This window comes from Prochlorococcus marinus XMU1408 (assembly GCF_003208055.1).
GTDB lineage: Bacteria > Cyanobacteriota > Cyanobacteriia > PCC-6307 > Cyanobiaceae > Prochlorococcus_B > Prochlorococcus_B marinus_A.
Window position 1 is genome coordinate 501,523 of the sequence record NZ_QJUE01000002.1, and the last position, 20,267, is coordinate 521,789.

At 28.1% G+C, this 20,267-nt stretch carries 20 protein-coding genes; 7 read left to right on the forward strand and 13 right to left on the reverse strand.

All coding sequences use genetic code 11. The features are described 5' to 3' along the window. Together DNJ73_RS04170 and DNJ73_RS04175 are read right to left on the reverse strand one after the other, a co-directional pair. On the reverse strand, positions 1 to 597 hold the full coding sequence (locus DNJ73_RS04170; RefSeq protein ID WP_158466445.1) for a Crp/Fnr family transcriptional regulator: 597 nt from the start codon (positions 595 to 597) through the stop codon (positions 1 to 3). Positions 598 to 884: 287 nt separating this feature from the next. Then, on the reverse strand, positions 885 to 1,943 hold the full coding sequence (locus tag DNJ73_RS04175) for a chlorophyll a/b binding light-harvesting protein (protein WP_158466446.1): 1,059 nt from the start codon (positions 1,941 to 1,943) through the stop codon (positions 885 to 887). Between the two features lie 253 nt (positions 1,944 to 2,196). Here DNJ73_RS04175 and DNJ73_RS04180 point away from each other — a divergent pair, with 253 nt between their 5' ends. Together DNJ73_RS04180 and DNJ73_RS09785 are read left to right on the forward strand one after the other, a co-directional pair. After that, positions 2,197 to 2,922 (forward strand): AhpC/TSA family protein, encoded by a 726-nt coding sequence (locus tag DNJ73_RS04180; RefSeq protein WP_158466447.1) that lies wholly within the window; start codon positions 2,197 to 2,199, stop codon positions 2,920 to 2,922. A 4-nt stretch (positions 2,923 to 2,926) separates the two neighbouring features. Beyond that, a complete protein-coding gene (locus DNJ73_RS09785; protein WP_187152552.1) occupies positions 2,927 to 3,142 on the forward strand; it encodes a transcriptional regulator in 216 nt (71 codons plus the stop codon). Between the two features lie 3 nt (positions 3,143 to 3,145). Here DNJ73_RS09785 and DNJ73_RS04185 read toward each other — a convergent pair whose 3' ends face one another. The 4 genes from DNJ73_RS04185 to DNJ73_RS09790 all read right to left on the reverse strand — a co-directional run bounded on the left by DNJ73_RS04185 (position 3,146) and on the right by DNJ73_RS09790 (position 5,978). After that, the gene (locus tag DNJ73_RS04185; protein ID WP_158466448.1) at positions 3,146 to 3,949 is read right to left on the reverse strand and encodes an ABC transporter ATP-binding protein; all 804 of its coding nucleotides are present in this window, start codon (positions 3,947 to 3,949) and stop codon (positions 3,146 to 3,148) included. Between the two features lie 31 nt (positions 3,950 to 3,980). Beyond that, the gene (locus DNJ73_RS04190; protein ID WP_158466449.1) at positions 3,981 to 5,315 is read right to left on the reverse strand and encodes a Rieske (2Fe-2S) protein; all 1,335 of its coding nucleotides are present in this window, start codon (positions 5,313 to 5,315) and stop codon (positions 3,981 to 3,983) included. Positions 5,316 to 5,508: 193 nt separating this feature from the next. Further along, positions 5,509 to 5,700: a hypothetical protein gene (locus DNJ73_RS04195; RefSeq protein ID WP_158466450.1), complete on the reverse strand. Its 192-nt coding sequence runs from the start codon at positions 5,698 to 5,700 to the stop codon at positions 5,509 to 5,511. Positions 5,701 to 5,807: 107 nt separating this feature from the next. Then, positions 5,808 to 5,978 carry a hypothetical protein gene (locus tag DNJ73_RS09790; RefSeq protein WP_187152553.1) on the reverse strand — a complete coding sequence of 57 codons (171 nt, stop codon included), beginning with the start codon at positions 5,976 to 5,978 and terminating at the stop codon, positions 5,808 to 5,810. A 335-nt stretch (positions 5,979 to 6,313) separates the two neighbouring features. Between DNJ73_RS09790 and galE the strand changes: the two genes are divergently transcribed. Further along, positions 6,314 to 7,363: a UDP-glucose 4-epimerase GalE gene (gene galE / locus DNJ73_RS04200; RefSeq protein ID WP_158466451.1), complete on the forward strand. Its 1,050-nt coding sequence runs from the start codon at positions 6,314 to 6,316 to the stop codon at positions 7,361 to 7,363. Between the two features lie 252 nt (positions 7,364 to 7,615). Then, on the forward strand, positions 7,616 to 8,662 hold the full coding sequence (locus tag DNJ73_RS04205) for a hypothetical protein (RefSeq protein WP_158466452.1): 1,047 nt from the start codon (positions 7,616 to 7,618) through the stop codon (positions 8,660 to 8,662). Positions 8,663 to 8,737: 75 nt separating this feature from the next. On the opposite strand, the gene DNJ73_RS04210 is transcribed toward DNJ73_RS04205, so the two are convergent. The 6 genes from DNJ73_RS04210 to DNJ73_RS04235 all read right to left on the reverse strand — a co-directional run bounded on the left by DNJ73_RS04210 (position 8,738) and on the right by DNJ73_RS04235 (position 15,655). Continuing rightward, entirely contained in the window at positions 8,738 to 9,463 is a 726-nt protein-coding gene (locus DNJ73_RS04210; RefSeq protein WP_158466453.1) for a restriction endonuclease subunit S, read from the reverse strand. Between the two features lies 1 nt (position 9,464). Beyond that, positions 9,465 to 11,039: a hypothetical protein gene (locus tag DNJ73_RS04215; RefSeq protein ID WP_158466454.1), complete on the reverse strand. Its 1,575-nt coding sequence runs from the start codon at positions 11,037 to 11,039 to the stop codon at positions 9,465 to 9,467. Between the two features lie 21 nt (positions 11,040 to 11,060). After that, positions 11,061 to 12,830, reverse strand: coding sequence for an ATP-binding cassette domain-containing protein (locus DNJ73_RS04220; protein ID WP_158466455.1), 1,770 nt, complete (start codon positions 12,828 to 12,830; stop codon positions 11,061 to 11,063). Positions 12,831 to 12,860: 30 nt separating this feature from the next. Next, the gene (locus tag DNJ73_RS04225; protein ID WP_219045857.1) at positions 12,861 to 13,949 is read right to left on the reverse strand and encodes a Gfo/Idh/MocA family protein; all 1,089 of its coding nucleotides are present in this window, start codon (positions 13,947 to 13,949) and stop codon (positions 12,861 to 12,863) included. A 108-nt stretch (positions 13,950 to 14,057) separates the two neighbouring features. Further along, entirely contained in the window at positions 14,058 to 14,783 is a 726-nt protein-coding gene (locus DNJ73_RS04230; protein ID WP_158466457.1) for a class I SAM-dependent methyltransferase, read from the reverse strand. Between the two features lie 161 nt (positions 14,784 to 14,944). Beyond that, positions 14,945 to 15,655, reverse strand: a complete 711-nt coding sequence (locus DNJ73_RS04235; protein WP_158466458.1) for a class I SAM-dependent methyltransferase — start codon at positions 15,653 to 15,655, stop codon at positions 14,945 to 14,947. Between the two features lie 65 nt (positions 15,656 to 15,720). On the opposite strand from DNJ73_RS04235, the gene DNJ73_RS04240 reads away from it, so the two are divergent. Together DNJ73_RS04240 and DNJ73_RS04245 are read left to right on the forward strand one after the other, a co-directional pair. Further along, positions 15,721 to 16,431, forward strand: coding sequence for a methyltransferase domain-containing protein (locus DNJ73_RS04240; RefSeq protein ID WP_158466459.1), 711 nt, complete (start codon positions 15,721 to 15,723; stop codon positions 16,429 to 16,431). 10 nt (positions 16,432 to 16,441) lie between these two features. Continuing rightward, positions 16,442 to 17,203 carry a hypothetical protein gene (locus DNJ73_RS04245; RefSeq protein ID WP_158466460.1) on the forward strand — a complete coding sequence of 254 codons (762 nt, stop codon included), beginning with the start codon at positions 16,442 to 16,444 and terminating at the stop codon, positions 17,201 to 17,203. Positions 17,204 to 17,229: 26 nt separating this feature from the next. Here the strand turns inward: DNJ73_RS04245 and asnB are convergent, their stop codons facing one another. Further along, positions 17,230 to 19,041, reverse strand: a complete 1,812-nt coding sequence (gene asnB, locus DNJ73_RS04250) for an asparagine synthase (glutamine-hydrolyzing) (RefSeq protein ID WP_158466461.1) — start codon at positions 19,039 to 19,041, stop codon at positions 17,230 to 17,232. Between the two features lie 109 nt (positions 19,042 to 19,150). Here asnB and DNJ73_RS04255 point away from each other — a divergent pair, with 109 nt between their 5' ends. Then, a complete protein-coding gene (locus tag DNJ73_RS04255) occupies positions 19,151 to 20,215 on the forward strand; it encodes a glycosyltransferase family 4 protein (protein WP_158466462.1) in 1,065 nt (354 codons plus the stop codon). Positions 20,216 to 20,267 lie beyond the last annotated feature (52 nt).

The window sequence follows — 20,267 nt, forward strand, 5'->3', positions numbered from 1 at the left end:
CTATGCAGTTAATGGTGATGACTCTATGAATTCAGGCGACAGGCTTAGAGTTGGATCCCCCGATGGTGCTTTTAGTAATTCTGCTGTTCTCAGCCTTGAAATTAAACGAGTTGAAGTAACTCTTGTAGATCCTATTAATTCTCCAATCCTTTCATGCGTAAGCCTAAATGGTAATTGACACCAATCGCCGCATCTTCTTCCGAGACGATTGACTAATAAGGCAAATAGAGCTTGTAATCTTTGCTCAGCGTTTCCTAAGTGTCTAATCCTAAGAAGTTGAAGAGTCCACTCATTGACAGCGTCATAACCTCCTGCTTCATCTGTTGACTCAGCATCACTTCTAAAGCAAAGAGGGGTTAAAGCCTCTACGCAGACCCCTTCACTGCATAATCGATCTGTTCTTAATTGGTCTCCTGATTGCAAGAAAGCAAGTGTCATTCCCTCTGTCTCTTCACAAGGACAATAAACACGTGCTATTCCATCCAGAACTTCAATGCAAGTATCTCCTCTTCTTGAGGAGGGGTCTATTAACACTGATTGGCCAGTAGCCATTCGAACAGCTGCTGAAGGAGAGTCTGCGTATGTTCTAAAGCTCATCGCATACAAGGAGCTTAATTGGATCTTTAACTTACACAAGAAAGGATCCTTTTTGCAACCGATTCTCAATAGCAACAAGCTCTTGAGATCTTTTTATGCTTTTTTACTGGAAAATGTATAAAAAATCACTATTGATAATGGCTTTTGCTCCTTTTATTTATTTTTCGTGTGTTAATTGTGACATTTGAGTGAATTGATTAACTAGTTTTTCTGGCAAAAAAAAAAGGTCCGCTTAAGCGGACCTTTTTTTATTCACTAAATAAGTGAATTAATGAACTAGGTATTAATCAACCGTTGGTGATTTTTGCGTTTTCCATATTGTCGAACGCTTTACCTACGCGTCTAAAGTCAAATCCCATAGCTCTTAATGCATGCCAGAGATGTCCCTGTATGAAGAAGAAGCCAAGATAGAAGTGAACATTTGCTAACCAAGCTCTTGCTGTATGAGCTCCAGTTGCAAGTGATGCATCGGTATCAACAAAATAAGGAGCGAAATCAAACTTGAGTTGAAGTACATCTCCAAAAAATTCTGTTGAATAAACAGTTGTATTTGTTGAGCTCCAGAAAGCAGCAACAAGAGCACAATAGCCAACACCAGCTAGTGAGTAAGAAAGTACAGCCTCTGCGGATAGGAGTCCTTTACCTTTGAATTCGGTATACTCACCAAATTGCTTAGTAATAATATGGAATGCGCCACCAATAATTTGGAAAAATGCTAAGAAAGCATGGCCACCCATAACATCTTCCAAGTTAGAAATCTGTAGGAAATCAGCTTGGTGATTCCAAATCATTCCTAAATCTAGGTTGTAGCTAACAGTGCGAGTAGCTCCAAGTGCACTGTCCCAAATTCCATGATATTGAGCCCATTCAACGAATTGAATGTTAGCTAAACCAAGGAAAATAAGGTGGTGTCCAAGGATAAAAGTAAGTTTGTCTGGATCATCCCACTCGAAGTCAAACTTTTTAGGGCGACTTCCTTCTGGATAATTTCCAAGATCTCCGTCATATCTTGTTGAGTGGAGTATTCCTCCAGCACCAAGCACACCAGAGAAAATCAGGTGAAGTACTGCAATAACAGTGCAGCCATAAGGCTCAGTAATAACACCGTTTTCGATTCCACCTATTCCAAGTTGAGCAAGGTGAGGCAAGCAGATCAAGTTTTGATTACCCATCGCAACGGATGAGTCGTAACGAGCTAGCTCAAATAAAGTGAACGCACCTGCCCAGAACATCATCAAACCAGCATGGGCAGCATGCGCAGCGATGAATTTTCCGGAGCGATTGGCCGTCCCTGAATTACCCGCGTACCAGTCATAGGTAACGTTGGGGTTCCCGTAGGTCTGCACGAGAAATAAACAAAGAACAGTAAGAGGATATATTTAGAGCTCTATAAGTTCCATATCCCTTCACATTGCTTATTGAAATTGTAGGTTTTGTACATATTTCATGTTCATCTGCTACTGATCAAGAACTTCGTGTTATGGGTCTATCAAGTAGTTAAATAGCAGACTTTCACTAAGTTTTTTAATTTTTAACCTCTGAAATTTGCTTATTTCACATTTAAATTTTGTTATTTTGAAAACATTATTGATTTGATTAATGGATTACATAAATATTCTAAAGGAGTTTTTTGTAGATGAAAGTATTTTCGTTTCAAGAAAAAAGCGTTTAATTGTATTTTTAGGATCTTTTGCGGATTTTGATAGTTTTGAATATTGCCAACAATTGGCTGACCAGTCAAAGTTGCTTTATAAATACTCAATCGATTTGATTATTATTGGTATTGGTAGTCAAAGTTCTAAAGAAAAATTCTGTGATTTTAATAAAATGGATATAAAAAATGTTTTTTCAGTAAATAATTCTGATCTTCATAACCAACTAAATTTTAATAAAGGACTTGTATCACCATTACCTGCCATTATTAATTTATTGATCATGTGCACCGGAATAAAATCGAAAGGAACTATCAAGGAAGTTCTGCGAGGTTATTTTGGCGATAGAAATGCAAATAAATTATTTAGTGAAGATGAAATTATCAAAATCGGATCAATCTCTTTATTTAAAGGAGAAATGTTTGATGTCTTTTCTAAAAATGATGTTTTACGGCCTTTCGAATTGGCGACAAGGAGACTTGTGAATATGATTGAAATACTTTCTAATTGGAACATTTACGTAACTGATCAGTCATATTTAACTCAGAGAAGTGCAACAATACTACTTGATGAAAACAACCAATTACTTTATGAATTCATTTCTGAAAGTCTTTTAGGATACTCAAGCAATATGAGTAAACCAATATCATTCTTAGAAGACTTCTTGAATTGATATCATGATTAAAAATAAATGTTTGGTTTGTGGTAGCTTTGATTTCAGGGCGGATCGTGCATTATCTGGAAGATTAATTTGTATTTCATGTGGCAATCCCTACGGAGTAAGAAAGTTTGCTAGGAATAAATCAAATAAAAAGTATTCTTCACCCAAAAACATTAAAAAATTGTTGATTATACTTTTATTAATAATTGTTTTTATTTTTGTTATTGTTTAGTTTTTATACAATTGACCGCCAATAACTTCCTTGCTTAATTACTTTGATTGAAATGTTATAAAGTTCACTTAATACCTCTGAATTAATAAGTTCTTCCGGAGTCCCATCATTTATGATTTTACCACCCTTTATTAACAGCACTCTGTTGGTTAATGGAAGTATTGACTCTAAGCTGTGAGTTATATATATTATATTTAATGACTTATCAATTAATTTGAGTAAAGTTTTATTCAGAATTGAATTTGATTTTATATCTAAATTGCAAAAAGGCTCATCAAGAACCAAAAGTTTAGGTCTATATACTAAAGCCCTAGCAAGCATTCCTCTTCTTTTCTGTCCATCAGATAATGAATGAAACTCCTTATCAACTATGTTCTGTATGTCTAACTGTATTATTAAACTCTCAACGTTTTTCATATCATCTTTTGATATCAACTTGGAATATCTTTCGTTAAAAGTACCAGTAAAACCTGATATTATTAAATCCTTCAATTTTACTCCTTTATTTACTCGGTTTTCCATATCTTTAAATAGAAAACCAATATCTTTTCTTAAATCCCATATATTAATATTTTCTTTGTTAAATAGCTTGAACGAACTACCTCTCTCTATAAGTGGGTATATTGATCGGTTAAGTAATTTTAGAAATGTTGATTTGCCAGATCCATTTGGACCTAGGATTAAAATGTTTTCACCAAAATTGAGATTTATATTTATATTTGAAAGTATTATCTTTTGATCTATCATTACATTTAAATTTTTAACCTGAGCCCATGATATTAATTTACTTTTAGGTCTATGTACCATCTATAAAAAGAATTTATAAAGTAATTTTTATTTATATTAATAATAAAATAAAGCTAATTGGGAATAATAATCTTGTTAAAAGTTTAATATATATAACTCTGTTATTTTTAATAGCCATATTAGGGTTCTCTGGAGGATAGAGCATTCCTCTATCATCATGAACAGAATTAGTTAATGAATTAGTAGGGTGTAAATCCCATGGTTTTTCTTTGTTCAGTGCATTTTGGAGCCAGTCCCAATAATATTGAACCATTTTATCTTCACCTAATAATTTAACATTATCTTTTTGTATGTAGCCCATTTGATCATTAAATGTTTGAGTTTTTAAAACCAAGTAATCTTCAGTGAAAATCTTATAAAAAGTTCTACGTTGGAGATGACTAAATAGCACAAACTTAGTAAATAATTTGTTTTTTAGAAATTTTCTATAATGTCTAACAATTACTCTTGCTTTGTTATTTCCAAGTGGAATATGATCAAGTACCTGAATGTATCTAGTACTTTCTGGAGAGCCTTTGTATATAAAAATCCTACCAGGAGGAACAAATTTTATTCTTATAAACTCTTCCTGACCATTTGTTTTATATGAATATATACTTTCTATTTGCCTATTATCTCGTTTTATTTTTTGATTGAAACTAGTAATAGTTTCTCTGTTTACGTTTTTATCTGGGATAGTATCTCCGTGCATCCAGAATACATGTAATATATCTAGATGATTCTCAATAATCCTTGCCCAATCTGCTTTAAAATCTACATATACTTCTTCATACTCATATTCTAATGAAGGAAATCCATATGAATCAGGTAGTAGGCTATTTAATGATGATTTGATTTCAAAATCTTCAATGTTTGCAAGAGGTGTACCAGTATAATAAATATATATATATCCTTCTTTCTCTACACATGGATATTGAAAAAGTTTTATGCTTTTTGCATAATTATCATAATTAGAATCTATGATATGTTGACAAGTTATTCTATCTAGATTTGTACAACTACCTTGCGATGAGAACCTTGCTCCATGGTAAGGGCAAACAAGTTGTCCGTTTATAACTTCACCGCCTAAAAATGATGCTCCTCTGTGGGGGCATACATCTTTTACACATCGAACAATACCTTCTCTATCGCGATACAAAACAAGTGGCTCATTATAAATAGTGAAATGATTTAATTTCCCCTCCTTTATTGATTCACTACTTGAAACTGAATACCAGCCTAATAGGCCATTAGTTAATTGATTGGATGGCTTTGGTGATGAAACCTCAAGATCTTTTACGTTTTCTTTCCCATTAAAACTTGAACTAATGAGATTATTAGTCTCAAATTCATATGATTTCTTATTTTTTTCTTTTTCGTCGTTCATAGTCGAGTAGATCTTTTATTGAGATAAAAATTGGCTCATTAAAAGATTATTCTCCTGATATGTTTAAAGACTCAAAAAAAATAGCACCTAAAGCCTTCGAGTATGGATTAAATTTACATAAAAAAACTTCAAATTTATATAGTTGTCTTGCCCAAGAGGTCAAGAAATAAAGTGTCTTCCAAAATTCTCTTGCTCAAATGATTTTCGGAGAAACCTCAATGCTTGATACAAATTCTGATGCTTCCTCAATATCATTGCAGAATTTGCATGTTCCAAGATAGCAACCTAGGTATCTCATGAAAGAGGTTTTTCCTCCAGTAAGTTGATATTCATGAATGGTACCGCCCTGTGGCGTTGCTTTTACTAGTTGTGGTAAAGGGGCCATTAACAAATTCCTTTTCTATAATTTGCTTTTATTAAGAGCTTTTCGCAATAGGTAAATTTACTAAAAATCTAATGAATTTATAAAGATTTTAGAAAAAGTAGAATGAACTAATCTGTATACCCATCATCGTCATCAGAATTAAGTATTCTAGGAGTTTTTTTCATATGTTCGTCCCATGGGTGCACATATGAATCTTTATCAGAGTAGACCTCACTTTTTAACTCTTCTATCAAAGTTTCAAAGTCCTTGATAATTCTTTTAAGATTGTCTTTTTTCATTTATATCGATAATTAATTGATATTATTATAATAATTAATTTATAAATTTACTATTTTTTACTAATTTCACTCAATGAATGATTAGTTGTTCTTTTTAATGTATTCAAAACCTATAATCAACAAGATTTTGTTTTGTGAAAACTTTTTGATGAAATTGAGAGTTCCTAAATTCATTTATTTTGTAATAATGCTTTTATCCCTCGAATTCTCAAAATTTAGGCAAATTTTATTGATTTTGTAATCAGTGGTTTACAATTATAAGATAAAAGGTTTTTCCTTTTTTTCTTATAACCAAATCAGTTGATGGTGAGTTCTTACGAAAACATCTAAATAGTATGCGAATACTACTTACAGGTGGAGCAGGATTCATAGGTTCGCACATATCTTTGTTGCTGCTTCAGAAAGGCTTTGATCTAGTAATCCTTGATTCTTTTGTTAACAGTTCCACAAATGTAATTAAAGTAATAACATCTTATGTAGAAAAAAAATCCTCAAAATGTAATTTAAAAATCATTAATGGTGACATTAGAGATAGAAATCTTTTAGAAAAAATTTTCATTGATTCTATTAAAGATAGCAAGCCTATTCAAGCTGTTATACATTTGGCTGGTTTGAAATCAGTCGCTGACTCTGTCCTTAATCCACTAGGGTTTTGGGATGTAAATGTATGTGGTACTAATAATCTCTTAGAAACTATGAGTAAAAATGAATGCTACTCAATAGTTTTCAGCAGCAGTGCAACAATCTATGGTTTACCGGATTCTCTTCCTATTAGGGAAGACCACAAAGTTTCACCAATTAATCCTTACGGCGAGACAAAAGTTGCAATAGAAAAAATGTTGGAAGGCCTTTATAAATCAAATATTAATTTGTGGAGAATTTGCTCCCTTCGTTATTTTAATCCTGTTGGTGCACATCCATCAGGTTTGATAGGGGAGGATCCTATTGGAATACCAAGCAATCTATTCCCTTATATATCCCAGGTTGCGGCAGGAAGAAGAGAATTTTTAAACGTCTTTGGAGATGATTGGGATACAAATGATGGTTCTGGTGTTAGAGACTATATACATATTATGGATTTATCAGAGGGGCATATAGCTGCAATAGATTATTTGACTTCTAAAGAATCATGTTTTGAATTTATTAATTTAGGATCTGGAAAAGGATACTCCGTCTTTGAGATTATTAATCAATTTGAACTTTCTACAGGAGTTCAAATTCCATTCATAATAAAGGGGAGAAGAGTTGGTGATATAGCAAAATGTTATGCAGATATTTCAAAGGCCAAGAATTTGTTAAATTGGTTTCCAAAAAGATCATTGGAAGAGATTTGCTTAGATGGATGGAATTGGCAAAAAAATAATCCAAATGGATATATTTTATAATGAAGTAAGCACGCTAAATAACTTCAATACATTTCTATTCTCTAACTGTATTCACATTAATTGTTTTGCTATTTAAATATTCTTTTAAAGAATTTGAATTCTTTAGTGATTTCTATTATTCTAGAAAAATAGTATGCATCATCTCGATTGAAACTCTATATTCCAACCGTCAAATGAAAATCAAATGTATTTTCTGAAAACTAGTGATATGTTTTCTAAAGGGTTCTTTTCTCATCGAATTAACTTAATAATATGAATATTGAAAAACTTTTTATTAATGGTGAGGTATCTTTATATGGTTACAATTATAAATCCTTACCCGAAGTTATTCCTAAACTATCTAAAAAGAAAATTTTAATTGCTTATCTTAAACATAGTATTCATCAAAATTATTTTTCATCAACTAATGTTAAATTACTTGATTCAATTAATCAAGTAGGACTTGAAGATAATGATATTAATAACACTTTCTTGTTGGATCAGTCATTCACAAAGTGTCTGATTAAGTCATATCCCAGCAATCCTCAATATGTTTTCGTTTCCCTTTCTAATCCCTTTTATTATCCATATATCCTAATAGGTATAATTAGAAGATTGCTTTTGCGAAAAATCAACATAATTGGTATAAGATCTTTAATAATTTCAAAATCCAATACTTATTGGATTTTATTAAGTAGAAACACCATTGCTAATGGCTTTACATTCTATTTATCAAGAGAATTTGGAATTAAGAATTTTTTAAAATTTCTTCATTTTGAGCATATAAACTATGTAATACTTAGATCTTACGACGCACTTCCAGTACTCTCTTCTTTGAGTTCCGATATTGATATGTTAGTCGACTCTAGAGATGTAGAAAAAGTTAAGACATTTTTAATCGAAAATACTGGCACACAAAGAATTGATATATGGAGCTCAAATAGTCCTGATTTCAATGGAGTCCCCTATTTTCCTGAAGATGTTTCTAAAAATGTTCTAGCTAGAAGTATTGATGGACCTTGCTTGTCAAAAATACCTAATAAATATGATGAATTAAATCTTTTGATATTTCATTGTCTCTATCATAAAGGTTTTAATAGTGGGATAAGGTCTAAATATAGATCTTATAATTGTGTTCCAATTCATGAGAAATATTCAAAGCGTATTAAAACAATGTCAAATAAATTGGGGATAAATATTGGTTCCAATATGGAAGATATGCATTTTTATTTAATTAAAAAGAAATTAACACCAAGAAAAGATCAGTTAATTAAACTATCAAAAAATAATGAGTGGATAAAATGTATTTTACGAGAATAATTTAGTAAAATATATTTTCCTATAGTTCTTGGCTTAATTATTTAATGCTTTTAATGAAATATATATAGTATCAATTTAATTAACATTTGCATTATAGTTTAGTATTTTACTACGCATTTTTTTAATGAGAAATTGATTATTACTTTCATAGCTATAAACAATAGATTTAATTTGTGAGAAAGTTAATCCTGGAAATCTTTTATTTCTATTTGTATTCATGTCTTTAATTGTATTGGTTAAACATTGGTCTTTTGTAGAGTCGCAGTAAATATAAATTGTATTTGTTTGATTTGAAATTGAATTCAAATTAATTATTATCTTTTTATATAGAAAATTAGAAATTTTTAATATATTAAGAGAAGGTAGTATATGGTAAATACCTTCTGAAATTACAAAATCATTCTTAGAATTATTAATCATATCCCAAGTGAATATAATATATTTAATTAGAAGCAATGTATATATTCTATGAATAGATTTTCTTCTTATAAAATGATAAAAATAAATCATTATAAAAATGATAACAAGAATTTTATTTTTAAAACTTGAATATATAATAAAATTTAAAAGAAGCTTATACTTCGCTATATACCCTCTACTAAATGAGTTGATTGTTTTATCTACTTTATAACCACCGGATATTAGATCTTTTTCTAATTTATTCATAAAGGTTGTCTTTCCTGAAGCGAAATTACCTAATAATTCTATTAGGATTTTATCATTATAAGTATCTTTCTTTTTTATTATATAATCTTTAATTGTTTCATATTTATATGAGTATTTATTTTCTTCTTCCTGCATTTTAGTGGTTTATTATCACCTTTATTATATTATTATATATCTCTATGACTGCATTATTTATCTTAGAATTAATTTTTAATATTCTATCTTGAAAGCTTATTTTTACTGTTTTTGCATTTCTAGCCATATTTCTATATTCATCTATTTGTTTTGGCAAAATTATTTGTAAATATTCTAGGGTTTCAATAGTATTATCCGTAGAATGAATTAAGCTACAGCTTGAATTATCAATTTTTTCTCTAAGTTTGTTTTTGATTCTTATTAGTTCTTGAGGATTTCTATTCCTTTTGTCTACAAAAATGATATACATATATGGATCATAATATGAACTACATGTTTTTATCATTTTCGGTTCTGAATCCCATATGCCACCGCGTAAATTTTTTTTCGTCAGATGTCTTTGTTCTTTCGTCATATATTGATAGTCGATAATTTCCATAGAGTTATCTTTTAAATATTTATTGATATATTTTTGTTTGTTTCCATATTTAATACCTTCCTTTAGAATGTAGATATATAGGAATTTATTATATTTAATAGTATATTTAAGATTACTTTTTACCCAGTCATTGCTATCACTTATTTTTACCAGAGTATCTCTTGCTGGTTTCCAATTTATTTTATTCATATATTTATCTAGATCTTCAAGAGTAGAAAATGAATTATTAATTCCTAATTCTTTTTTATATTTATCAATATATGTTTTAAATATTGATTCTCTAGGTAAATAATTTGTTTTATGATGAGAGCTATTTATTTTTGAATTGTAACCTTTATGGTATAAACTATAATATATCATTATATTTAGAGCATCAATACTCCTTGGTATAGATAATTTTTTATCATTACTTATTGTACTATTAATTATTGATTTCCCAATTCTAGGAGGTAAAAATGGAAGTCCATTTATACCTGGTTTTGTTATAGTCCATAGTTTTATTCTTATATTACCTTTATGACTATTTAGGAATCTTTCCATCTCATCCTTTCCTTTATCTTCTATTATTATATGTATATTTTCCTCTTGATTACTTTTTTTCTTCTCATCTAAGAGTGGGATTACATATTTTAATTTTCTAGTTTTTGTAAAACTATCAATTCCTTGTAAGCCTAATTTATCGGAGAAATGAAAGATATTGGTTTTAATTTGTACGTTTCTTTTTAGTACTATCCAAATTTTCTTTTTGTTGATTAAAGTTAATCCCTTATACTTTATCTGGTTGATTAATAAACGTCTAATTAATCCAATTATTGATATAGGATTTAATATTAAACTATTCAGAGAAACTATAACATAATTTGCTATTAGTGGATATCCTTTTATTAAACTCTTTACTGAACTCTGATCAAGAAAAATTAAATCACTTTCATCCCATTGAGTCTGTCTATAACTTTCATATATAAAGGCTTCTAAGTCATTTCTTATAAGTTTTTTATGTTTTTTTTCTTTAAAAAAAAATTTTACTTTATCTATATAGTTTTTTCTGATAACATCTGGAACTATCATATCTGAATAGCCATAAAAGCTGATTGTGGAATTATTCTTTAAGTTTTCTATAACATCAATTAAATTCATATTTTTATTTTTAGACTATTATTATTGTTTTATACTCTTGTAATCTCTTAACTTGCAAAGGTTTAATTCTCCTTTATCATCAATCCAAGCAACATCTGTATCTGGTGGCATAACTGTTAACTTGTGTGTTGCCATAATGACAAGAGATTTTTTTGATATTTCTAAAATAATATTATTTAGTTCTTTTTCAACTTCAAAGTCTAGTGAACTAGTAGGCTCATCAAGAATTAATATTTTTGGATTAAAGTATATTGCTCTAGCAAAAGCTATTCTTTGTTTTTGCCCTCCAGAGAAATTTTGTCCTCTTTCACCTAGCCTGAAATTTATTCCTTTAGGTAATGATCTAATATGAGACCAAATATTTGCTTTTTTTAATGAATAGATTAATTTAGCTTTGTCTATTAGTTCTTTATTAACCCCAAAAGCTACATTTGAACTTATTGTATCATCATATAGTGAATAGTCTTGATGAAGATATGAAATTAAGTTTTCTTTATTAAATTCTTCCGATATTATTATTTCACCAGAAGTAGCTGTAATTAATCCTTTAATAATATCTAAAAGTGTACTTTTACCAGAACCACTGTTTCCAATAACCAAGAGTAATCCTTTTTTTTCTAATTTTAAATTTATATTGTTCAAAATATTGATATTATTATTATTATGATGAAAATTCATATTTTTTATTTCTATAGATCTGTTATCAAATTTTCCGAAGTTAATATATTTAATAAAATTATTATTAGATGTATTTTCTTCTTTTAGTTCGGTTAAGATATTTTTAACAATTTTAGAACCATATTTAATACTACTTAAACCATGAAATATAGCAGTCAAGGAAGGTTGCAATCTGTAAGCAGCAAATGCAAATGTTCCCAACATAGTAAGACCATTTAATGAATTACTAGATTCAATTCTATAAAATACAGTTATAATCATTAAACCAGAAAACGCAAATAACTCTAATAGATATTTTGGACTTTCATTTATTGTTTGATAATCAGCTAATTTTTCGGCAAATCTTCTTGACGGTATTTTGAATCTATTTATAAAAAAATTTTCAGCAGCATATATCTTTATGTCTTTAATTGATTCAAATGATTCTTTAGCCATTTTGAATCTTTCTTTATTAGCTTCACTTGTAATTATGCCTATTCTTGCCGTTTCTTTCTTTACTATACTGTAAAATACAATATAGAAAATACCTATAAATGTTATTGATAGTAATGTAGCTTTTGGATCTGTAAAGTATAAATAAGTGGTTATAAATATAAGTATAATTACATTTGTCATAAGTAACATTGTTGGTCTAAAAACTTGTATAATAAATTGATCAACTTCGGAAAGTATTAATTTTGATATATCAGCTGAGTCTTTTTTATATATAAAATTATATTTTTTTGAAATATATTTTTTTAGTAATCTTACAGCTATATTATCTCTTATGAATTCAACAAATTTATTAATCTTATATTGAGAATATATTTTAAATAAAGTTGATAATGTTATTATAAATGTAGCAAACAATGCTATTAATATAGTTAATAGTTCTAAATTTATATCTCCAATGTTTATTATATTTAAATAATTAGTAATAGATTCATAATTGTTAAACGCATCTTCTTTTTGACTAATTATTTTAAGTACTGGTATTATTGATGCAATACTTATAGCATCCATTAATCCAACTATGCACATTAATATTAATAATTTAGCTAATTTAATTTTTTCTTTTAATTCAAGTATTGATAATACTTTTTGTATTAATTTAATTGAATGTTCTTGTTTCATTTTTATTTTTTAATTGTCTTAAATATGTATTTATTCTAAGTCTAATGGTATTTCAACTATTTGATTAGTATTGGCAGACTTATAAGCAGCTACAACAAGCTCTAGACTATTTAATCCTGATTTTCCACTACAAATTGGATCTTCCTTTCCATTTAATACATTTATCATATTGAGGTAATATTTCTCATGTCCAAACCCATAAACATTATCTATTTTATAATTATTAAATTCTACTTTCTCTTTATCATCCGAATTTATATCCTTAAAGTTCCAATATTTTATTTCATTTAAGGCAACACCTCCTATTTTCACACTTCCTTTTTCACCTAATACAGTAATAGAACCCTCAATATTATGTGGGAATGTAAGCATTGTTATTGCCATTGTTCCAAGTGTTCCCGACTCCCATGAAAATTGTAATGTTGCGGTATCTTCGCATTCAATTTCTCTTCCAAGAGTTGCTGTAAATGCATTTATTTTAATTATTGGTCCAATCAACCACTGTATTAAGTCAACATAATGAATACCTTGATTCATTAATGCTCCACCATCTAAATTTTTTGTGCCTCTCCATTTATCTTGATCATAATAACTTTGAGGCCTCTGCCAGAATACATTTGCATTGACTAAGTAGATTTTCCCAAACCTTTTTTTTTCTATCTGCTCTTTCAATAGTTTTAAGGTTTTATTCAGTCTGTTTTGTTTCATTATAAATAATTTAACATCATTATCTTCACAAGCTTTTACCATTTCTTTGGCATCCGTCCAATTAGTAGCCATTGGTTTTTCGGAACAACAATGAATACCTTTTTTAGCAGCCATAATTACCTGAGAGGAATGCATTCCACTAGGAGTTGCAATTACGACAAGATCAATTTTTAGTTCATGCCTTTCGTGAGACTCCAGCATATGTTTATAGCTAGTAAAGCTGATTGGTGATTCACCAATACCCGCAAAATCTTTTTTTATTGATTGAATTACTGTTTGTATTCTTCCTTCTTCTGGATCGCAAATTGCTATCAAAGTTGCTTTGCTTGAATGATTATATATAGCCTTAATGTGATTCTTCGAGATCCTACCGCAACCAACCAAGGCAATATTTATTTTGTTGTCAGCCATTATTAAGCATATATAATCTAATTCTAACATAAGACTAGAATACTAGTTTTCTATTATGATGAACTCGTGACTCAATTAGGTTTGAAATAATTAATTAATTAATTATTTTTAGATATTATTTTTTTTATTATTTTTAAATAAAAGAAAATGTGCATTATTCCTAAAGTATTGCGATTCTGAATATGGATCTGTCTTCTGTTTGAAAATAATACTGAAATCAAACTCTAAAAGTAAACTTTCGTAATCTAAAATATTATAGTTTCTATAAAGATAGGAGTCCTGTAGTGATTTCTTTTTATGGAAATCATATATTATTATATATTTAAATAAATTTGAATATTCATACAAATGTTTTGTTATTAATTTTTTATTTAGAAGGTAAAAAACTCTGTGATATATTGCACAATCAAAAGATTCTGATTTATAAGATGCAAGTGTATCTTTTATAATTGATTTTGATATTTTATTTATAAATTTATATGATTTATCAGAATACTTTTCTCTACATACATCTATAGCTTTATTACTTATATCATATCCTAAATATTTAATATCTTTTGAATGGTTAGTTATAATATTCTTTAGATTTGGAGCACTTCCGCATCCAAACTCAAAAAAGGTATTTAGTGAATATTTTTTAGATATATCAGAATAAATATTTCTTGACTTTTCCGTTGAATGATTATATTGATTATACCAAAATGAACTATTAATTATATGCCTATATTTCCAGTACATACTTGAATTGTATAATCTGTCAACAAGATTTTTAAAAATTTTTAAAGATTTTACTTTAGTAATTATTTTAATAATTATATGATTTTTAATAGACATAAATCAAATTAATTTAATTTTCTATATTACTATTATAGAGATATTCTTATTTAATATCAGTCAATGGTTATTGTATATTTACATATTTATAAACCATCTTAATTAGTTATAAAATATTTTAAATTAAAATTAAGTATAAATTTTATGAAATCGATACTTATTTATAGCTTTCTTAGTAATGTAACATTTCCCCCAACTAAAAATGGAAATAATGCACTTATTATAAAATATAAATATGGAAAATACCTAGATATTCTCCTTCCTAAAGGCGGAATCAAAGCTCCATTTCTTTGGCAAATGAGTTCTGTTAGAACACCAACTGAGAATATTTCTTTGATTCTTGATTTAGATAAACCATTGTAATTATGATTCCATGGCTTTGAATATCTCCAATCTTGAAGTATTATATATTTATTTTTTTTTGTAACTCTTATCATTTCCTTTGCTATTTCATCTGATTCAACCTTATCAATAGAGTGAATGAACATAGTTGATTCATTAACCAAATCAAAACTATTAGATTCGAATTCTAAATTGGAGGCATCATTTATCATAAAATTTAGATTTGGATACTGATTTTTTGCTTTTTCCAATCTTTCTTTTATTAATTCAATGCCGTAAACATTTGATGGTAAAAAGCCAAGCTGAATAAATTTTATTGTTCCATTCCCATCTCCACATCCAACATCCAATACTTTTAGAGTTTTTATTTTTCTTAAGTCGATAAAATTTAGTACTTTATAGAATGCAATATCACGAGCAAAAACTTGATAGAAGTTTTCTGGGTTAATTAGTGAATTTCTATATGCACCGCCTGTATTTTTTGAATATGTCTTGTACCAATCTATATTTTTTTGTAGATCTGTTGGCATTTATAAATCCAAAATACAAATGTTACTAGAATTCTAGTATGCTATGTCAATACTGAAATTCTTATATGAATGTAGGCGACAAGATAGAGACAGAGTCATCATCATGGAATTTTGCTGGCGATGTTCCTGAAAACTTCATTGAACATGCTAGAAAATCAATCCCTCTTTACAGAGAAGGACATAAATTAATAAGTGACTATAGCGATTTTTTTGTAAAGGATAATAGTGTTTGTTATGAAATTGGAGTATCCACGGGTGAATTAATTTCTCAATTAGCTAAAAAGAATAAAAACAAAAAAAATATTACTTGGATTGGTATTGATTCCGAAGAGAAAATGACAGAATTTGCTTCTAAATATACAGAAAATATTTCTAATATTAATATCATAAATCAGGATTGTGTCAATTTTGATTATGAACCATCTGATATAATCATTTCATATTATTGTATTCAATTTATTTATCCAAAATATCGTCAATTACTTTTTAATAGGATTTATAAAAGTCTAAATTGGGGTGGAGCTTTCTTCTTGTTTGAAAAAGTAAGAGGACCTGACGCGAGATTTCAAGATATAGCTACATGTTGGTATAATGAGTGGAAGGAATCTAACGGTTTTAGTCCAAGTCAAATTTTAAATAAGACTAAGAGTCTTAAAGGTATTTTAGAACCTTTTTCAACGCAGGGTAATTTAGATTTATTAAGACAAGCAGGTTTTAAAGATATTTCTACCATAATGAAATTTTCTTGTTTTGAAGGTTTTCTTGCTATAAAATAGTAAATTTGACATGATTAACATATTATATAGCATTATAAAATTTATTTTATTAAAGATAAAAAACCTATTTTTCTTTAAATTACCTAGATCGTTTGCTATAAATTTATGGCCTACTAAAAGTTATGAGGTTTGGTTACTTATTCAATTTATTCTTTTACTTATTAAACCTCGAAAGATTGTTGAGTTTGGATCTGGCAGAAGCACTCATTATCTAGCTGAATATACACAAAAGTTTAATTGTAAATTTTATTCAATTGAAGAAAATATATTTTTTATATTTAGAAACTTAGTTGGTCTAAAATTAAGTTACCTAAATCAATTTAATTTGATTCACGTACCTACCAATGATGATTGGTATAGTTTAAATAAACTTATCAAATATAACTACTTAAATGAAGCAGATTTTTTATTTATTGATGGGCCCAATGGATCTACAAAGTACTTTAAGAAAAGAAATGATAGGAATTCTTCAAAAGCTTTAAAATACTTTTCAGAAAATTATTCAAATCCTTTATGTATTATTATAGATGATTTACAAGACCAATCAGTAATGAATTTTAGTAATAGATTACTTATAAATAAAAATAATCTTTTTTTTATATTATTCAAATACAGTTCTAACAATTTAATACTCTTCTGTGTAGAAAATAATTATAATTTTCCAATCAAAGAGTTTATTAAACTTTCAAAAATGGAGGATTTGTATATGTGTGGATCTGCTAAATTCGATGAAATACAAAATTATATAGTTATGAATGATTTGATTTATTAGATTATATTATTTAAAGTAATTTATATTTAAATTACTTTAAATATTTTTTGCCATATAGCAACGTTATACAGTCTCCATCTTTCTTTTGAGTTTAATACATTCCATTTTTCTTCTAATTCCTTTATATTTGTGATTTCTAAAATTAAAGGTGAATTTCTTATAGTTGATAGCATTTCACGTGAGAACTTTTTGTCCCATGCTTTCTCAGGAGAATCATATCCTAACTTGCTTTTTCTCCACGCTATTTCACTTGGTAATTTATTTATGCTGCGTATTGGATACTTTGTCCATCCATTTTTGACTTTAGAATCTGATTTTAAATTTAGACAATACTCAACTAGTTTATAATCTAAAAAAGGGACCCTAGCCTCTACTGAATTAGCCATTGAGTTTCTATCTTCTGATCTTAATATTTGTGGAAGCGATGTTTTTTTTAATTCTATTATTTGAGAATTAACTATATGTCCTCTTTGATTTTTTAATTCTTCGTATAAATTATATGTTGGATCTATTGATAAATTAACAAAATTTAATCTATTTCTTAAATAAGATGTTCTTAACTTACTACTTCCCCCTCCTATTAAATATTTAATTAGACTCTTGTAATTTATATCGTTATTGTTATTATTTGAGTTTTTAATTTCATTTAGAAAACCTAATATACCATTTTTTCTGTATGTTGTTATTAACCTAGGTAATATTAGTCTTGTGTAACCTAGTAAAATTTCATCTGAGCCTTGCCCATCAAGCATTACTTTAAGACCTAAAGCTCTGGCTTTACTCATAACATTAAATTGCATAATGCTACTGGTTGACGCAAATGGTTCGTCTTGAAAAAAAATTATCTCATTAATAATTTTTTTAAAATATTCATAACTTGGTGTTACATTTATCAAGCTACATCCAGCATGTTTAGCAGCTATTTCTGCATAATACGATTCATTTGTATCTTCTTCAGTAGATTTTGCATGTATTCCAAATAGTTTGTCTTTATTTTTTCTTGAATAAAGATTTGAAGCGAGTGTTACTATTAGGGAGCTATCCAAGCCTCCAGAAAGAGCTGTTCCTAATGAGACATCACTCCTCATTCTGATTCTTATTGCATTATTAATGTGATATAAAAATTCATCAGGTTTAAATTCGTTTTCATCTATATTTATTTTTTTATTTAGATCGTACCAACATTTTATATACTTTTCTCCTTTACGATTTATTTTTAATGAGTGACCTGCTTCTAGTGAATTTATATCTTTAAAAAATGTATTATTTGTAGAATTAGTGCATCCACTATATAAAAAAATCGATAGTTCTTCATAATTTACTTTACTTCCAAGTTTATCAATTCTTAATTGTTTAATTTCAGATCCAAAGTAAAAGCAATCAGAGTAAATAGACCAGTAAAATGGTTTAATTCCATATCTATCTCTTGAGCAGAATAATTCCTTATATTCTCTATCCCAAATAGCAAATGCCCACATCCCATTAAATTTCTCCTGGCAATCTTCACCCCATTGAATATATGCTTTTAATAATACTTCGGTATCTGATTCTGTTTTGAATAAATGACCAAGCTTTATGAGCTCTTTCTTTATTTCTATATAGTTATATATTTCTCCATTATATATTAATACATATCTTTCATCGACATTAAAAGGTTGATCTGATTCTCTTCTAAGATCTATTATAGAGAGTCTTCGATGTGCAAGTCCAATATGTTCATCATAATAGTAGCCCTCTGAGTCAGGCCCTCTGTGTTCAATCGCTTGATGTAACTTCTCAAGATGTTCTCTATTTATAGGTTTATCATTAATTGATAATATCCCAGATATTCCACACATATATGTATTTTATCATAATAAGTTTAATTATTATATTATATATCCTAAAATTTATTAATTGAATATTGTTTAGACTTTGCTATATTATGATAAGTAATTTACCATTTAAGTGAAATTAATATATCTTGCGAATTTAAATTCTATTCATACTACTAGATGGATTAATTATTTTGCAGATATAAAAGATAAGGATGTTTTTGTAGTTTCTTCAGCACCTTCTTCAGATAATCAAATTAACAATAGTATTAATTATTTTATAATAAAATCTGTTTTTGACTTTTTTAAATTTTTTAAAGCAATTCTTACTCTTCGTTCTAGAAGTAATGACATTGTCCATATTCACTATTTAGGTTGGAATTCTTTATTTATTTTGTTTGCCAGCAAGTACAAAAAAATTATTCTTACTCCATGGGGTTGTGATATCTACGAAAATAGAAAAAATCTAATCAAGAGGATTTGGTTAAAGTATCTATTCCGGAAGGCTGACTATGTTATTTGTGATTCTATAAAGTTACTTAAATCCTCCTGTGAATTAGGAGCAGTAGAATCTAGGAGCTCAATAATTGCATTTGGTACTGATATAAAATTATATTCCAATATCAATAAACCTTTTTATGTTGATTCAACTAATCATAAAATTTTAGTTGGTACAAATCGGCTAATGGAGCTTATTTATGATCCTTTTACATTCTTAAAAGCAGCAAAAGAATTGCTAAATAAAAATTCTAATTATATGTTTCTTCTAGCCAATGAAGGCTCTCTCAAACCTTCGATAGAGCAATATATTCTTAATAATAATCTACAAGACTCTGTAAAGCTTATTGGGAGGCAGCTTGGCACACAAAATATTAATTTTTATAATTCATTAGACATATATGTTTCTACATCACTTCGCGATGGAGGTTTATCCGCTAGTGTTGCAGAGGCAATGTCATGTGAAAGATTAGTCATTGTTTCGGATAATTCTGAGAATTCAAATTACATAGTTCATGGAAAGTCTGGGTATTTATTTAGCAATAAAGATTTCTATGAATTATCTAGATTAATAGAACTCTCAACTTCTGATATATCTTTGTCGAGGGATATTGGTAAAAATGCAAGATCTATTATCAAAAAAGATTGTAATTTTCATATTGAGATGGATAAAGTTAATAAAGTCTATGATTCTATATAACCTTATACTCATGTCTTTTGATTTCTATTTATATTGTATTAGTTATAATTTT

Excerpts from the sequence above, each read along its gene's own strand:
- DNJ73_RS04170 (WP_158466445.1), bottom strand. The coding sequence starts at position 597 with ATGAGCTTTAGAACATACGCAGACTCTCCTTCAGCAGCTGTTCGAATG.
- DNJ73_RS04180 (WP_158466447.1), top strand. The coding sequence starts at position 2,197 with ATGGATTACATAAATATTCTAAAGGAGTTTTTTGTAGATGAAAGTATT.
- DNJ73_RS09785 (WP_187152552.1), top strand. The coding sequence starts at position 2,927 with ATGATTAAAAATAAATGTTTGGTTTGTGGTAGCTTTGATTTCAGGGCG.
- DNJ73_RS04185 (WP_158466448.1), bottom strand. The coding sequence starts at position 3,949 with ATGGTACATAGACCTAAAAGTAAATTAATATCATGGGCTCAGGTTAAA.
- DNJ73_RS04190 (WP_158466449.1), bottom strand. The coding sequence starts at position 5,315 with ATGAACGACGAAAAAGAAAAAAATAAGAAATCATATGAATTTGAGACT.
- DNJ73_RS04195 (WP_158466450.1), bottom strand. The coding sequence starts at position 5,700 with ATGGCCCCTTTACCACAACTAGTAAAAGCAACGCCACAGGGCGGTACC.
- DNJ73_RS09790 (WP_187152553.1), bottom strand. The coding sequence starts at position 5,978 with ATGAAAAAAGACAATCTTAAAAGAATTATCAAGGACTTTGAAACTTTG.
- galE (WP_158466451.1), top strand. The coding sequence starts at position 6,314 with ATGCGAATACTACTTACAGGTGGAGCAGGATTCATAGGTTCGCACATA.
- DNJ73_RS04205 (WP_158466452.1), top strand. The coding sequence starts at position 7,616 with ATGAATATTGAAAAACTTTTTATTAATGGTGAGGTATCTTTATATGGT.
- DNJ73_RS04210 (WP_158466453.1), bottom strand. The coding sequence starts at position 9,463 with ATGCAGGAAGAAGAAAATAAATACTCATATAAATATGAAACAATTAAA.
- DNJ73_RS04215 (WP_158466454.1), bottom strand. The coding sequence starts at position 11,039 with ATGAATTTAATTGATGTTATAGAAAACTTAAAGAATAATTCCACAATC.
- DNJ73_RS04220 (WP_158466455.1), bottom strand. The coding sequence starts at position 12,830 with ATGAAACAAGAACATTCAATTAAATTAATACAAAAAGTATTATCAATA.
- DNJ73_RS04225 (WP_219045857.1), bottom strand. The coding sequence starts at position 13,949 with ATGGCTGACAACAAAATAAATATTGCCTTGGTTGGTTGCGGTAGGATC.
- DNJ73_RS04230 (WP_158466457.1), bottom strand. The coding sequence starts at position 14,783 with ATGTCTATTAAAAATCATATAATTATTAAAATAATTACTAAAGTAAAA.
- DNJ73_RS04235 (WP_158466458.1), bottom strand. The coding sequence starts at position 15,655 with ATGCCAACAGATCTACAAAAAAATATAGATTGGTACAAGACATATTCA.
- DNJ73_RS04240 (WP_158466459.1), top strand. The coding sequence starts at position 15,721 with ATGAATGTAGGCGACAAGATAGAGACAGAGTCATCATCATGGAATTTT.
- DNJ73_RS04245 (WP_158466460.1), top strand. The coding sequence starts at position 16,442 with ATGATTAACATATTATATAGCATTATAAAATTTATTTTATTAAAGATA.
- asnB (WP_158466461.1), bottom strand. The coding sequence starts at position 19,041 with ATGTGTGGAATATCTGGGATATTATCAATTAATGATAAACCTATAAAT.